The organism is Acinetobacter sp. 243_ASPC (assembly GCF_001054715.1).
Classification (GTDB): domain Bacteria; phylum Pseudomonadota; class Gammaproteobacteria; order Pseudomonadales; family Moraxellaceae; genus Acinetobacter; species Acinetobacter soli.
Map to the genome: position 1 here is coordinate 35650 of NZ_JVOR01000005.1, position 14653 is coordinate 50302.

The following is a 14653-nucleotide window of genomic DNA, read 5'->3' on the forward strand; positions in this document are numbered from 1 at the left end:
TTTTAATTCGTTAGCCGCAATATGACACGCTCGGCTCGAAGAATCGAGTGCTTTTTAACATCTGAAATTATTGGGTTTCAATTTCACGCAAGCGGATTAAACCTTCTTGAACCGTACTACACACCAACATGCCGTTTTGCCACATGCGTCCAAAGTTCAACCCTCTTGAGCTGCTGCTGACAGTGGCATCCATGTCGTACAGCATCCATTCGTCTGCACGGACTGGACGATGGAAATAAATCGTATGATCGATACTGGCACACTGTAGGCTTGGCGAAATATAGCTAAGTCCATGCGGCTTGAGTGCAGTGGTCATGAGGGTAAAATCTGAATAAAATGCCACGATTGCCTGATGTAGGGCCACTTGATCCATCTCACCACGAATTTGATCATGCGTGCGAATGTAATGTGCATTAGTGGGCGCTTGGGGCTGTGGCTGAAATGGATTTACGGGATCGATTGGACGAATCTCGACATGACGCTCGCGCATGAAGCTGGCACGGACGTTTTCGGGAATAAAATCAATCATGCCTTGTTTGAGTTCGGCTTCCGATTTTACGTCTTCAGGTGCAGGATAAACTGGCGCATCATTTTGATAGTTGAGGCCTTCTTCGGGTGCAACAAAAGACACCATGGCAGAAAAAATGGTACGACCATGCTGAATGGCACGCACTTCACGGCTAACAAAACTTTTACCATCGCGTAGCGGATTCACTTCGTATACGATCGGCGCGTGGATATCGCCACCATATAAAAAATAGGCATGCAAGGAATGAGCCGGACGATCCGTGGTATACGATGCAGCACGAAGTGCCTGGCCGAGTACCTGACCGCCAAACACGCGTTTGCCAACCAAGTTGCGACTCATGCCGCGATACAGATTTTCTTCGAGCTTTTCCAGTGATAAAAGTTCAACCAGTTCTTGGGTCAATGTATTCATGGAATGCCTTTTCTATGTCAAAATTAAAAATAGCGCGAGAGTGAATGCGTAATGATCTTTGAACTATTTTGCCATAAATCCAGCGTTTCAGCTTTGGCATTAAATGCGTCACAGATCACACTTCACATTACCAATTGTCAGTATAAATACGATTTTTAACGATAAACGCTAGCACTCTGCATACAAATTAGCAGAAAATAGCGCATTGTTTTTGCAAATCAATTCATCACATTGTACCCGGTCTGCGTGGCTGGGGTTTGGTTGTTTGAGTAGGAGATTTTATGTCCAAGCATGGCTTCGGTCAGATGTATCGACGGCTTTCCAGTAAGTTGCTAGACCTTGTGGTCACTCCACATGTTCTTGGGGAGGTCCCTGCTGAACCAACTCCATCCGCAGCATCAGAAGCATCTCTTTCGCCTAAGATTGTGTGCTATGTACTGCAAAACTACTCACGTAGTAATGCCTTGGTGGTCGACAGTGAAACGCGACGCCTGCACTTAAAACCTGCGCTCGATCCTTTACATGTGGCTGAGCATCAGGAAAAGGCTTCGGTACTGTTTTTACAGCATCATGATGAGCGTAATCTGCTAAATCCACCGCCACATGCATTTCCGCCACGATTATTGCGTTTGATTGAGATATTGGAAAAATATCCAGATGCCGATATCGAACTGGTGCCTGTTACAGTCTTGTGGGGACGTGCACCGGATAAAGAAGATTCATGGGTGAAGCTGTTGTTTACCGACACGTGGGCAACCCCAAGCAAAATCAAGCAACTGGTGAATATTGGTTTACACGGACGCCAGTCTTATCTTGAGTTTCATGAATCTCAATCGCTTCGTCAGTTGGTGGAATATGCCAAGACACATTATCCGAATCTGTCTCCGGCTACCTATATCATCAGCACCTTAAATGATTTTCTAGATCGTCAGCGTGAAGTGGTGCTTGGCCCGGATTTATCTGATCGACGCAATGTGATGGAATCGCTGATTAAGGCACGCGATGTGCAAGATGCAATTCGCCGTGAAAGTATTCGCTCTAAAATCAGCATGCTAGAAGCCGAGAGTCGTGCCATTGGTTATCTCAATGAAATCGTATCGGATTATTCGCATTCTGCCGTGCGTTTTGCCGATATGGCTCTGACACGTCTCTGGACACAGCTTTACGATGGCGTTGAGGTACATAACTTCAGCACCGTGCGCGAACTTGCCAAAGACTACGAGATTATTTATACCCCTTGTCATCGCAGTCATATCGACTATCTGCTGCTGTCGTATGTGATTTATAAACGTGGTCTGATGGTGCCGTACATTGCCGCAGGCGATAACCTGAACTTACCTTTTGTCGGGCAGTTACTGCGTGGTGGCGGTGCATTCTTTATTCGTCGCTCTTTCCGTGGCAATGGCCTGTATACATCGGTATTTAAAGAATATCTGTACAGCATTTTGTCTCGCAACACGCCACTGGAATACTTCATTGAAGGGGGCCGTTCACGTACAGGTCGTTTATTGCCTCCTAAAACCGGCATGCTGGCCATGACCATTCACGGCCATTTACGTGGCCGTGCCAAGCCGATTGTGTTTTTACCGACTTACATTGGTTATGAGCGCCTGATGGAAGGCTCAACCTATGTAGGCGAAATGCAAGGAAATCCAAAAGAAGCGGAATCGGTACTGGGCATTTTAAAAACCCTGCGTAAAATCGAGCGAATTTTTGGTAAGGTTCATGTCAACTTTGGTGAGCCAGTTTTTCTCGATGATATGCTCAAAGCGCACAATGCCGATCAGATCAAAATTGAGAAAAATGATGATCCGCTGCCAAATGAAGTCTCGCAGGCCATTAACAGTTCAGCACACGCCATTTTAGAAAATATTAACCGTGCAGTCGTGATTAATCCGGTGTCGCTGTTGTCACTGATTTTACTGGCTACACCAAAGCACACGCTCGATGAAGAATTGTGTATTAAGCAGCTCGATGCTTATCGCAACTTGATGGCTCAGCAGCCTTACGATGAACGTAGTCAAGTAACTTCGTTGTCGGGCAAAGAAATCATTGCCTACGGTTTGAAGTTAAAGTTGATCAAGCGTGTTCAGCATGCTCTAGGCGATATTATTGCGATTGAAGATAATCAGGCGGTATTACTGACCTACTTCCGTAACAATATTTTGCATGCGTTTGTGTTGCCGTCACTGATGGCTTCACTGGTTGAACACAATGGTAAAGTCAGCCGTAAAGATTTGCACAATGTCATTCGCACCTTGTATCCGTTCTTACAAGCCGAGCTATTTTTGAAATGGTCTCGCGATGCACTGATCACAGAAATTGATCGTTATGTCGATGCGCTTACCGCATCGGGTGTGATTGAAATCGATCAAGACGGTGATCTGGTCAGCTTGGCACCAAACTCGGAAGAACATAATCAGCTGGTGATTCTGGCTGCACCCGTGAAGCAAAGTCTAGAGCGCTATTACATGACTTTGGCTTTAATTGCTCAGCGTGGCTCTGGCAATATTTCGGCCAAGCAAGTGGAAGACTTAAGTCATTTGCTCGGACAGCGTTTATCGGTGCTGTATGAGTTCAACTCGCCAGAATTTTTTGATAAAGCACTGTTTCAAAGCTTCCTGAAAGTACTGACCCAGCAAAGTTATATCAAAACCAATTCTGAAGGTGCGATTGAGTTTGACCGCAACTTTAGCAATATGGCTGAAGGCGCCAAACTGGTCCTCGATGAAGCCACCCTGCAGATGCTGCAGCACATTACGACGTTTAGCGATGAAGAGCTAAAAAGTGCGCTCGAAGCGATGGCATCTCAACAAGCCAAGCGTCGTTTAAAACGTAAAAAGAAATAATCGTTTTGATGGTACAGTCTAGTTCGCTAGGCTGTACCTTTAACGAAATTGACATTCGAAATAACGTGGATCATCCATACAGCGCAAGCGTAAAATTAAAGCCACAAAGGCCGGATCGTAATATTTCGAGCGAATAAACTGTTGACGTACTCTGGCTAAAATCAATTCATACGCCTGCTTCTCTCTATAAGATACATCCATCCAATAATACGACGATATACCATTTTCCCAACGAATCGTCTGTGCAATCAAACTGGCGCTATGCAAGGCAAACCAACTTCGCATACTTTGACCAAAGCCTTTTGGATACTGTGCGTGCCGGATCACCACATTTATCGCCACATAAGACAACGGAAAGTTCACCACACGAATGGACGGACCAAATTCTCGTTCAAGATTGTAAGGTCGTAGCGCAAAAATAGGCGCTGGCAAGATATCAACCTGATTGTGTTTAAAAGCATCCACCGAAGATTCAAGCTGCACGGGTACTGGCTGGGCACGAACTGACTGTACCAGCGCAATTTGTGGTAAATCTACTGCTAACACTGCAATTTTCTTATTTTTTAAATCACTGACACTGTTAATGTCGGTACGCTTAAGCACCATGTAGGTCATACCCAGCGGAATCATACCCAGCGCTTCAAACTCTCCTTGCACCATGTGCGGCTTAAGGCTCGGATTGCTCAGCATCTGCATAAAACTTTTGGCAACCTGATGACTGGAAACAAAGCCAACACCTGCCGTACCGCCCATAAACTGGTTGTACTGACGGGTATGAAAATTCGTTGCCATCACACCTGAGCAATAGCCCTGATCAAATTGCTTTAGTGCATCTTGCTCATTTTTATAACTTTTCAGCGTAATTTTCACTTGCTGAGACTGCGCGTATTGCGCAATATCTTGAGCACGGCGGCTAATCTCGCCTTGCGGACCGACCGGATCATAGACACACCATGTAGTCTCAAGCGCCCAGCTTTGCACAGCAAGTAAGTAAAGCCCAATTCCCAATAAAACTTTTAATTGCATCATGTCATCGTCTTTTTTTATTTTAATCATTGATATGTTTCAGCATTCACCTTACGGTGTTTGCGCACTGAACACCATGCCCCAAGTGACATGATGAAAAGTCAGCACAGTCAAGCCAGATTAATCTTGAGCAGTCGGTGCTGTAGAATCGAGCTGAGCACGATACACGCTAAAGCAGTCGGGTGACTGCAACTCATAGCCCGATGCAATAAAATCACGTGCCATAATTCGTTTTCCAGTCAGACACGTACGCTCAAGCTGGAGCTGTGGTAAGTGAAGTTGTAACTGAAACCACTGAATAATTTCATGCAATGGATAAGGCCGCCCATCACTGACCAGATACACGGGTTTAAACGAATCCAGTGTTGTCAGATAAGCCAAAAAGCCAGCCAGATCATCAATATGAATCCGGTTGCTATAATGAACTGCAGGATAAGTCTGGGTACTTTGAGCCAGCTTGCGCATCCGTGCAACTGAATTGCCGTAAATTCCACTTGGTCGAACTACAATACTACGTTGCGGATAGGCTTGATGCCACGCCTGCTCCATGGCAAGTAAATACTTGGCCTGTTCATCGGCAGGCTCGGGAATGGTGTGATCGTCGACCCATTCGCCCGATTGCTGTGCGCCATAAACCCGCGTTGAGGAAACCACGACCACACGCTGAACTGGATGATATTTGAGGGCATCTGCAATTGGCTGGACACTCTCCAGATAAGTATGACGGTAATTTGCTGGATCGCTACTTTCAGGAGAAAGTAAAACATACACCCAATCTATAGGGCGACAGCCCGATAAATCGAGTGTATGAATATCTTGGGTCATATGATCTGCAAAATCCGCTGGTTTGGGGTGGCGACTCACGGCGCTAATTTGATGACCGCGCATAAATAATTGTTTAGCAACGCGCTGAGATGTTTTACCATAGCCAATAAATAAAATATGCATCGGACATCCTGAGTTGGAGGGACATGACTTCAGTCCATCATTTGCAAGGCGTTGGAGCGGCAGCCGCCAGTTTACTTGAGAAACTACATCTGTTTAATACAGACGATTTGTTGTTTCATTTGCCTCGTGATTACGAAGATCGTAGCACGGTTATTGCGATGAACCAACTCGTGGTCGGTCGTACCTACCTGCTAGAGGGATGGGTAAAATCAGTTGACTTTCCACCAGGAAAACGAAAGTCCGTGGCTGCACTGGTCCAAGATGATTTTGGTAAAGTGACTTTACGATTTTATTATCTATATAAAGGTTTGACCGATAAACTCACCCCGGGAAATCGCTTACGAATATTTGGTGAAGTACGCGTTGGTGCACGTGGGTTAGAACTGTATCATCCTGAAATACAAGTTATTCGAGAGCATACCCCGCTCCCGAAAACTCAACTGACTGCCATTTATCCGAGCACCGAAGGGCTAACTCAGGCCAAGTTAAGAGACTATATTAAACAGGCCTTGGCGCAGTTTAGCGACCAGCTGCCTGAGCTTTTGCCAGAGAAATTTACCAATGGCTATGCTTTAAAAGAAGCATTGCACTACATTCATGAACCACCACTCAATGCCAATATGCAACAGCTAGCTCAAGGATCTCATCCTGCACAGCAGCGTTTGATCTTTGAAGAGCTGGTGGCACATCAAATCAGTTTGCTGACCCGCCGTGCCTATATTCGCCAGATTGCCGCCCCACCCTTTGCCTACAGTCAGGTTTTGGCTAAAGCTTTACTGGCACAGCTACCCTTTCATATGACGCAAGCTCAAAAGCGGGTATCTCATGAAATTGCCAAAGATTTGCAGCGCCCCGAGCCGATGCTGCGGCTGGTACAAGGTGATGTCGGTGCAGGTAAAACCTTGGTGGCTGCTGTGGCTGCTTGCCATGCGCTGGAAGCAGAGTGGCAAGTTGCGCTGATGGCACCCACTGAAATTCTGGCCGAACAGCATTATCTGAATTTTAAACGCTGGTTTGAACCCTTAAATATTCAAGTGGCATGGTTATCTGGCAAACAAAAGGGCAAAGCCCGCGCACATGCAGAACAATTGATTCAAACTGGTCAAGCGCAGTTGGTGGTCGGAACACATGCGCTATTTCAAGACAATGTCGAATTTGCCAAACTTGGCTTGGTGATTATCGATGAACAACATCGCTTTGGAGTCGATCAGCGTTTGGCGCTGCGCAATAAAGGTGTCGATCATCTGACCCCGCATCAGTTAGTGATGACCGCCACACCAATTCCACGTACTCTCGCCATGAGCGCTTATGGAGATCTGGATACCTCGGTGATTGATGAACTTCCCCCGGGACGAACACCGATTCAGACCGTGACCATTCCACTCGATCGACGCGAAGAAGTACTCAATCGAATTGCCAATAACTGTAAAGACGGCAAACAGGCCTATTGGGTGTGCACACTGGTAGAGCAATCTGAAACACTAGATGCGCAAGCAGCGCAAGCCACCTATGAGGAAATTTTGTCACGCTTTCCCGAGCTCAAAGTGGGATTGGTACATGGCAAAATGAAAGCAGATGAAAAGCAGGCGGTCATGGCTGCATTTAAAGCCAACGAATTGCAATTACTGATCGCCACCACTGTAATTGAAGTGGGCGTCGATGTGCCGAATGCCTCCATTATGGTGATTGAAAATGCAGAGCGGCTAGGCTTATCGCAGCTGCATCAGTTACGTGGCCGAGTAGGACGCGGCGCTCAAGCGAGTTTTTGTGTGTTGCTTTATAAGCATCCACTGTCCCAAAATGGTCAAGAGCGTTTATCTATATTGCGTGAAAGCAATGATGGCTTTGTGATTGCCGAAAAAGACCTTGAGCTGCGTGGTCCGGGAGAACTTCTCGGCACCAAACAAACCGGTGACATGAATTTTCGTGTGGCCAAACTGGAGCGAGATGATCATCTTCTTACGCAGGCGCATTATGTCGCGGGACAAATGCTCAGTGATTATCCGGAACAGGCTGATGCGCTACTAAGACGCTGGTTGCCAGAAGCGCCGCGATATGCCTATGTTTAAGGCAGTGTATCATTCATTACACACGCTCTGGCAGCACACGCGACATTGTCCGCTGTGCGGTCATTCTGCCGCACACAGTCCATACGTCATTTGCACAGATTGCTGGCAAGATCTGCCGTGGCTCAATGATTCGGTGCTGCGCCATGAATTGAACATTCAGGCGGCATGTGAATATGCCGACCCGATCAATCAGATTGTGCAGCAATTTAAATACCATGAAAAACTGCATCATCAGCGCTTACTCACACAACTGATTTTGCAACTTCCCTTACCGCGGGTTCAGGCCATTGTGCCAATGCCGATTTCGACAGCGCGGCTTTGTGAACGTGGTTATAATCAAGCGATGCTGATTGCTGAAGGTGTCGCCAAACAGCTTAACCTTCCCATATGGCAACCCGTGCTGCGTCGGGCTGAACACACACAAAAGGGCTTAAGCCGATTAGAGCGCATCGCGGGTATTGAGCAGCAATTCGTACCCGATTTGCGTGTGCGCACTCGCTTTCGGCGGGTCATGATTATCGATGATGTAGTCACGACAGGCAGCTCAATTTACGCCTTGTCTCAAGCACTCACCACATTAGGATGCCAACGCATTTATCCGATCTGTGTCGCTGCGGCCTCTGTTTCACGTGAAGCCAGATAATTCACACACCACGGTAAAACTATTTCACGGGTTAGCGGTGCAAGAGGCGTGTGCTGGTCATCTACACTTATCCACTTCATCTGAGCAATTTCGGCTTGAATCTGTGGCTGTCCTTCTAGCTGCAATAAGTATACATCTGCAATCAAGCTGTGATCTGGCTCATTGGCTGCCTGAGTTTCAAAACGACCCAAGCTCTGCACAATGTGGCTATGACATCCGGTTTCTTCAAAGGTTTCACGTATAATCGCCGCTTCACTGGATTCGTTGGCTTCAAGCTTGCCACCCACTTGCATAAAAAACGTGGTATTGCGTTTTCGTACCAGTAAAAGCTGCTGATCATCATTGAAAATAATCGCAGCAGCCACCCGAATGGTTTTCGTAGTCAGATTATCGCTCACGGATGAACCTTGGCATGTTCGCCCCATTTTGGCATGGCGGGTTGATAGTGTTCAAACTGTTCTAAAATACTCTGAATATCATCTGATGCAATCAGCTTCTCGACAAAACGTGATTGAGTGAATCCGTTATCGACGGTGCCCTGAATCATGTTTAAAAGTGCATCGTAAAAGCCACGTACATTTAAAAAGGCACATGGTTTTTGATGAATACCCAGCTGTGCCCATGTCCATTGCTCAAAAATTTCTTCGAGTGTACCTGCGCCACCCGGTAAAGCGATAAAACCATCCGAAAGCTCGGCCATTTTGGTTTTACGCTCATGCATATTTTTTACCACATGTAGTTCGGTTAAATGCGGATGTGCCAACTCACGATCGACCAATGCAGTTGGAATCACGCCAATTACGCGCCCGCCAGCCTGCAACGCCGAGTCTGCAACAACACCCATAAGTCCCGAACGACCACCACCATACACCAGCGTTTTGCCTTGCTGGGCAATTAGTTGCCCAGTCGCTTGCGCCGCTTGAATAAACACAGGATCAGTACCAACAGCAGAACCACAAAAAATACAAACTGAATTCATAGATTTTTTACCATGTTGTGAAGTTGTCATGCTTACAAAGTAAGCTTTAGAAAGATTTTTTTCAAAATTAACGCAACAACGAGTGTTTTTGACCTAATCCTTGTCTAAAATACACGCATTCATTTACCCCCGTACTGCGCAAGGGAGAAAAGACATTATGCTTGAAGCCTTTTATGCCACAGAGCGCGGTAGTCTGGAAGATGCCACCATCAATGGTGGATTCGATCTGCATCCAGAATTGGTCTGGATTGACCTCATTGCACCCTCTCAAGAAGAACAACAATGGGTACTCGATGCATATGATCGCAATTTACCTACACTGAAATCTCTCGAAGACATTTCTTCATCTGCTCGATTCTACCGCGATGACGATGGAATTTTGCATATCAGTACTTATTTTTTAACGAAAAATAAAAACTATCAAGTTGACGGTGATACAGAAGACAGCAGCAATATTTTGGCGATGGTACAAACTGTCGCATTTATTTTGCATAAAGACCGCCTGTTTACTCTGCGTGGTGAAAAACTGGTGGCGTTTCGGGCCTTTCGTGCCCGTGCGCGGCGTAATGACTATGATATGGATTATAAAGATCCGACATGGATATTACTGGGTTTGCTCGAAGCCAAACTAGACGAGCTTGCGGATATCTTGGAAGATATCCACAAGGACCTCGAAAAATACTCCACAGAAGTCCTGAATAATCATCATCGCGAACAGATGCTGGATCTCGACGACATGATTACCCGTCTGGCTCAACAAGAAGACGTGTTGGGAAAAGCCCAGCTGTGTCTGATTGATTTACGCCGTGTATTAACCTTTTTAGCACGTCCGCGCGCGCTGGGCAGTCATATTTATGATGCCGATATTCGCGAGCTCAGCGAAGATGTTCGCTCGCTGGTCGAACACGATGCCTTCTTGTTTCAAAAGGTGCGTTTCTTACTCGACACCACGTCTGGTTTCATTAACACCGAACAGAACGATACGATTCGTCGCTTCTCGATCTTGCCAAGTATGCTAGCGCCACCGATGCTGGTGGCGAGTATCTACGGCATGAATACACAAGAATTACCCTTTGCACATGGCGCCATGAGCTTTTTAGTGGTTGCCATGATCATTATGGTGTCATTTGTTGGGCCAATGATTTATTTCCGCTGGAAAAAATGGATTTAAAAAAAGCACTGCCATGGCAGTGCTTTTTCTGTTTTTGAAACTGACTCAGATCAGTACCAAATCATCTTCCAGATGCGAGGCTTGAATGATCTTGAGCATTTTTGCAGGTACATCTTGAAAATGCAGCCCCTGTGCCTGAGGTGTCGAGCGAAGCCACTGAATTAGCACCGCCAAGGCCAAGGTATTGCCATTTTTCAACTGACTCAGATTCACCACCAAAGGAAAAGTCGAGTGCTGGGCAATCAGTTGATGCCCTTGCTCACACATGGCCTGTGCATTGTCAAAGTCGATTTGCCCAGAAACGACCAACTGCTGATCTAGAAACTGAATCACGTTAAACCTGCATTATTTCTTTTTGACTGCGGCATCCGCATCTGGCTGGAAGTTCGCAATGGCTTTATCAAGATCACCACCGTTACGCTTCACGGTTGCTGCAAACTGGTTACGGAACTGCAAGCCTAGATCGATACCAGAAACATTGATGTTACGAATTTTCCATTGTGACCCTTTGTCTGCCAACTGGAACGACACTGGAATTTTTTCACCGTTGTTATTGAAGTCTAGCGTCACAACAGGATTTTTACTTCCGGTTTCTTTGTATGGACGCATGGTGTAAGACTGGTTGCTGTACTTCGCAAAAGCCGTACCGTAATTTTCAATCAGTGTTTCACGGAAGTTATTTTCAAACTGCGCACGCTGAGCCGCATTACTGTATTGATTGGTTGCATAAGTGCCCATAACAATACGGGTAAAGGCTTGTGAGTCAATGTACGGATCAAGGTTTTGACGAACGATCGCTTTGACCGCAGCTGGATTGTTTTGCAATTTGGCATGATCGGTTTTCAAACGTGTAATCAGGCCATCTGCAACACGTTTAATAAACGCTGGCGGTGCTTCAGCGGGTGCAGCAAAAGCTGTTCCCATCAACATTGAAGATAAAACACTTGCGGTGAGCGTTTGCTTAAATAATGTATTCATGTGCGTGCTTCCTAATAATTACTCGGTAAATGACGGCTGTGCTTCAGAAGAAGCTGACTCGACCGTATTGCCCGTAGAGTTTGTTGATGATTTACCGGCACCACCCGTAATAAATTTGCTAATTAGATCTTCAAGATCCATTGTACCTTGGGTATTTGAAATTGCTTCACCACGCTTGAGGTAGTTCAGACCACCACCCGGCACGATCTTGAGATACTTCTCACCCAATAACCCATTTGTCGATACCATAATGTAAGCATCTTCATCGATACTGGTGATGGATTTCATGTTATTAATTAGTTGCTGTTCCATCGTTTTTTGTTGTGCTGGAGCAGCAGCTTGATAGTCTGCGCTGTAACGCAGTTCCTCAAGTGCATTTTTCTCAACCGTTTTAAGTTGCTGTGCATTAAATGTGGTGAGTTTGCCATCTAAATCAAACGAAACAGTAGCTAAGCGGGTCACTGGGTCAAGCGTAATAGACTCAACCCGCCCAATGGTCACGCCGCTCATGGTGACTTTGGCACGCGGCTTTAAACCGTTGACATTGTCAAACTGTGCGGTCATTTTATACGGATCGCTAAGATTGGTCCCAGCAAGGCCACTCACTTTCATGGCTAAAAAAAACAATGCCACACCGAAAATAATCACAAATATTCCGACGGCCAGCTCACTTGTACGTGATTTCATTAAATACCTCCGAACATGACCGCAGTCAAAACAAAATCTGAACCCAGTACACACAATGACGAATACACCACCGTTCGCGTCATTGAGGTAGCAATCCCCTCAGGCGTTGGATCGCATGCATAGCCTTGATAGACTGCAATCCAAGTACATACCAGAGCAAATACGATACTTTTAATAATGCCATTGACGACATCGTGACCAAACTGGACATTGCTTTGCATACCACTCCAGAAAGAACCTTCGTCGACGCCCAGAAAATCGACCCCCACCATTTTGCCGCCTAAAATTCCGATGGCAGCAAAAATCACGGTAAGCATCGGCAAACTCACAATTCCAGCCCAAAGACGTGGCGAGACAATTTGCTTAAGTGGATCGACACCGATCATTTCCATACTGGCCAATTGCTCGCTCTGTTTCATCGAGCCAATTTCCGCGGTCAGTGCAGAACCTGCTCGACCGGCAAAAAGTAATGCAGCAACAACAGGTGCCAGTTCACGCAGCAAGGTCAAAGACACCATGGTGCCCAGCATTGCTTCACTGCCTACATTTACTAAAATTGAGTAGCCTTGTAAGCCGATAACCAAGCCAATAAACAAGCCCGAGACGGTAATGATCAACAATGACATAACCCCAACGCGGTACATCTGGTAAATAAACCGAGAAAAACCGCCTGAAGATGGCATGGAAAATAAAATCTGCAATAGCATTAGGGCCGCAACACCAATCCCTCGAACGCGCTCTATCACAAGCCGGCCCAGCCAAGCGATCGCATTCATGGCGATACCTCTTTATCTAAATAAGCGCGCTGACTAAATTGATATTCGACAGGCCCTTCAGCTGATCCTGTCAGGAACTGTCTCACATAGGCCGAAGCATTCGATTGCAATGCTTCGGGTGTGCCTTCACCCTGAATCTTGCCTTCTGCAACCACGTAAATATAGTCTGCAATCGATAAAGTTTCAGGTACATCATGCGAAACAATAATGGTGGTCAGATCAAGTGCTTCACGCAAAGATCGGATTAAACGGGTTAACACACCTTTGACAATCGGATCTTGGCCTGCAAAAGGCTCATCGTACATAATCAGATCTGGATCGAGCGCAATTGCACGTGCCAGCGCAACGCGTCGATTCATCCCGCCAGAAAGCTCGGTTGGCATCAAATGCTCTGCACCACGCAACCCAACCGACTCCAGCTTTAGCCCCACGAGTTCGGCAATCAGATGCTCAGGCAGTTTGGTGTGCGCTCGAATAGGGAACGCAACATTTTCATAGACGGACATATCGGTAAATAAAGCACCGCTTTGGAATAACATTCCCATTCGGGCGCGCGCCGCAAAGAGTTCGTGACGTGTCATGGTGGCAATATTTTTACCGTCTAGTAAAACTTGTCCTTGATCTGGACTCAGCTGCCCACCAATCAGACGCAACAAAGTCGTCTTACCTGTTCCTGACGGCCCCATAATCGCTGTAATCTGACCACGACGAATAGACAAACTAATGTTGTCATAAATGATACGATCGCCGCGATTGAAACTTAGATTTTGGACGTCAATTAAAGCGTCAGAAAAGGATGACGTTAAATTATTCATAGCAGAGTAGATTCCTGCATTTTTTTAAGCTTGCATAATATAGCACTGAAACTGCTCAGGATTGTTATTATTTTGACAATGCAGCGTTTCATTCATCCGGGTGATGTTGCTGAAAAAGCACAGACAAAACGCGTACTAATCTTGGTAAAAATAATAAGAGAAATAGAAAATATTACATAACATCAAGACAAAACTTAAGCACGGCAACCACCAAGCGCGTGTCATAAGCGCCTTAATGAAACCTGAGCTATGGTGATGTTTTTGATTACGCATTTATATAAAATTTCTTGATATGATTCTCAATATTGATCATTTTACACAGTTTTATCACAATAAAAAAGCTGGCCGAAGCCAGCTTTTTATTTACTTTTGTGAATTAACGGTCGTTTTTGCGACGACGATCACCTGATTCACGATTGAAAAATTCTTCTTTCGTACCACGATTTGGACGGTCTTCGCCACCAAAACTACGTTTTGGACGATCTTCACCACCGAAGCTACGCTTTGGACGGTCATCACCAAAAGAGCGCTGTGGACGATCACCAAAACCACCTTCACGACGTGCAGGACGGTCGCCAAAGTCACGCTTAGGACGATCACCAAAACCGCCTTCACGACGTGGCTTGTAATCTACGCGATTGCCACGGTTGTCATCGTTTGAATCGAAACGCGGTTTATCGTTGAAGCCACCTTCACGGCGTGGACGATCTGAATTAAATTCGCGACGCGGACGATCTTCACCACCGAAGCTACGCTTTGGACGGTCATCAAA

General features: G+C 46.0%; 14 protein-coding genes and 1 pseudogene. 4 read left to right on the plus strand and 11 right to left on the minus strand.

The genetic code is table 11. From position 1 onward, the window contains the following. Nucleotides 1-67 precede the first annotated feature (67 nt). Nucleotides 68-940, minus strand: coding sequence for an acyl-CoA thioesterase (locus ADA42_RS00430; RefSeq protein ID WP_004934510.1), 873 nt, complete (start codon nucleotides 938-940; stop codon nucleotides 68-70). A 281-nt stretch (nucleotides 941-1221) separates the two neighbouring features. Here ADA42_RS00430 and plsB point away from each other — a divergent pair, with 281 nt between their 5' ends. Continuing rightward, the gene (gene plsB, locus ADA42_RS00435) at nucleotides 1222-3789 is read left to right on the plus strand and encodes a glycerol-3-phosphate 1-O-acyltransferase PlsB (RefSeq protein WP_048763047.1); all 2568 of its coding nucleotides are present in this window, start codon (nucleotides 1222-1224) and stop codon (nucleotides 3787-3789) included. A gap of 39 nt (nucleotides 3790-3828) precedes the next feature. Here the strand turns inward: plsB and ADA42_RS00440 are convergent, their stop codons facing one another. Continuing rightward, on the minus strand, nucleotides 3829-4818 hold the full coding sequence (locus ADA42_RS00440) for a putative solute-binding protein (RefSeq protein WP_228137565.1): 990 nt from the start codon (nucleotides 4816-4818) through the stop codon (nucleotides 3829-3831). A gap of 117 nt (nucleotides 4819-4935) precedes the next feature. Continuing rightward, on the minus strand, nucleotides 4936-5763 hold the full coding sequence (locus tag ADA42_RS00445) for an NAD(P)H-binding protein (protein ID WP_048763049.1): 828 nt from the start codon (nucleotides 5761-5763) through the stop codon (nucleotides 4936-4938). A gap of 23 nt (nucleotides 5764-5786) precedes the next feature. On the opposite strand from ADA42_RS00445, the gene recG reads away from it, so the two are divergent. Together recG and ADA42_RS00455 are read left to right on the plus strand one after the other, a co-directional pair. Next, entirely contained in the window at nucleotides 5787-7832 is a 2046-nt protein-coding gene (recG, locus tag ADA42_RS00450) for an ATP-dependent DNA helicase RecG (protein WP_004934502.1), read from the plus strand. Then, complete coding sequence (locus ADA42_RS00455) at nucleotides 7819-8475, plus strand: ComF family protein (RefSeq protein ID WP_048763050.1); 657 nt, start codon at nucleotides 7819-7821, stop codon at nucleotides 8473-8475. The genes recG and ADA42_RS00455 overlap by 14 nt, the downstream gene beginning before the upstream one ends. Here ADA42_RS00455 and ADA42_RS00460 read toward each other — a convergent pair. Both ADA42_RS00460 and ADA42_RS00465 read right to left on the minus strand, forming a co-directional pair. Continuing rightward, the gene (locus tag ADA42_RS00460; RefSeq protein WP_081407796.1) at nucleotides 8427-8873 is read right to left on the minus strand and encodes an NUDIX hydrolase; all 447 of its coding nucleotides are present in this window, start codon (nucleotides 8871-8873) and stop codon (nucleotides 8427-8429) included. The two genes, ADA42_RS00455 and ADA42_RS00460, sit on opposite strands and share 49 nt — an antisense overlap. Beyond that, entirely contained in the window at nucleotides 8870-9454 is a 585-nt protein-coding gene (locus ADA42_RS00465) for a TIGR00730 family Rossman fold protein (RefSeq protein WP_025095676.1), read from the minus strand. Before ADA42_RS00465 ends, ADA42_RS00460 begins: the two co-directional genes overlap by 4 nt. A 157-nt stretch (nucleotides 9455-9611) precedes the next feature. Here ADA42_RS00465 and ADA42_RS00470 point away from each other — a divergent pair, with 157 nt between their 5' ends. Further along, the gene (locus tag ADA42_RS00470) at nucleotides 9612-10625 is read left to right on the plus strand and encodes a CorA family divalent cation transporter (RefSeq protein WP_004934494.1); all 1014 of its coding nucleotides are present in this window, start codon (nucleotides 9612-9614) and stop codon (nucleotides 10623-10625) included. A 45-nt stretch (nucleotides 10626-10670) separates the two neighbouring features. Here ADA42_RS00470 and ADA42_RS00475 read toward each other — a convergent pair whose 3' ends face one another. From ADA42_RS00475 to ADA42_RS00500, 6 genes and pseudogenes are all read right to left on the minus strand, one after another. Continuing rightward, entirely contained in the window at nucleotides 10671-10958 is a 288-nt protein-coding gene (locus ADA42_RS00475; RefSeq protein ID WP_004945157.1) for an STAS domain-containing protein, read from the minus strand. 12 nt (nucleotides 10959-10970) lie between these two features. Further along, nucleotides 10971-11603 carry an MlaC/ttg2D family ABC transporter substrate-binding protein gene (locus tag ADA42_RS00480; protein WP_004934488.1) on the minus strand — a complete coding sequence of 211 codons (633 nt, stop codon included), beginning with the start codon at nucleotides 11601-11603 and terminating at the stop codon, nucleotides 10971-10973. Nucleotides 11604-11621: 18 nt separating this feature from the next. Next, nucleotides 11622-12290, minus strand: coding sequence for an outer membrane lipid asymmetry maintenance protein MlaD (locus ADA42_RS00485; RefSeq protein ID WP_048763052.1), 669 nt, complete (start codon nucleotides 12288-12290; stop codon nucleotides 11622-11624). Beyond that, nucleotides 12290-13066 carry a lipid asymmetry maintenance ABC transporter permease subunit MlaE gene (gene mlaE / locus ADA42_RS00490; protein ID WP_004934483.1) on the minus strand — a complete coding sequence of 259 codons (777 nt, stop codon included), beginning with the start codon at nucleotides 13064-13066 and terminating at the stop codon, nucleotides 12290-12292. The genes ADA42_RS00485 and mlaE overlap by 1 nt, the downstream gene beginning before the upstream one ends. Beyond that, a complete protein-coding gene (locus ADA42_RS00495) occupies nucleotides 13063-13881 on the minus strand; it encodes an ABC transporter ATP-binding protein (protein ID WP_048763053.1) in 819 nt (272 codons plus the stop codon). Before ADA42_RS00495 ends, mlaE begins: the two co-directional genes overlap by 4 nt. Nucleotides 13882-14257: 376 nt before the next feature. Continuing rightward, a pseudogene (locus ADA42_RS00500) lies at nucleotides 14258-14653 on the minus strand (DEAD/DEAH box helicase); the annotation flags it as partial.

Coding starts and splice junctions, on each gene's coding strand:
- ADA42_RS00430 (WP_004934510.1), bottom strand. CDS start 940: ATGAATACATTGACCCAAGAACTGGTTGAACTTTTATCACTGGAAAAG.
- plsB (WP_048763047.1), top strand. CDS start 1,222: ATGTCCAAGCATGGCTTCGGTCAGATGTATCGACGGCTTTCCAGTAAG.
- ADA42_RS00440 (WP_228137565.1), bottom strand. CDS start 4,818: ATGATGCAATTAAAAGTTTTATTGGGAATTGGGCTTTACTTACTTGCT.
- ADA42_RS00445 (WP_048763049.1), bottom strand. CDS start 5,763: ATGCATATTTTATTTATTGGCTATGGTAAAACATCTCAGCGCGTTGCT.
- recG (WP_004934502.1), top strand. CDS start 5,787: ATGACTTCAGTCCATCATTTGCAAGGCGTTGGAGCGGCAGCCGCCAGT.
- ADA42_RS00455 (WP_048763050.1), top strand. CDS start 7,819: ATGCCTATGTTTAAGGCAGTGTATCATTCATTACACACGCTCTGGCAG.
- ADA42_RS00465 (WP_025095676.1), bottom strand. CDS start 9,454: ATGAATTCAGTTTGTATTTTTTGTGGTTCTGCTGTTGGTACTGATCCT.
- ADA42_RS00470 (WP_004934494.1), top strand. CDS start 9,612: ATGCTTGAAGCCTTTTATGCCACAGAGCGCGGTAGTCTGGAAGATGCC.
- ADA42_RS00480 (WP_004934488.1), bottom strand. CDS start 11,603: ATGAATACATTATTTAAGCAAACGCTCACCGCAAGTGTTTTATCTTCA.
- ADA42_RS00485 (WP_048763052.1), bottom strand. CDS start 12,290: ATGAAATCACGTACAAGTGAGCTGGCCGTCGGAATATTTGTGATTATT.
- mlaE (WP_004934483.1), bottom strand. CDS start 13,066: ATGAATGCGATCGCTTGGCTGGGCCGGCTTGTGATAGAGCGCGTTCGA.
- ADA42_RS00495 (WP_048763053.1), bottom strand. CDS start 13,881: ATGAATAATTTAACGTCATCCTTTTCTGACGCTTTAATTGACGTCCAA.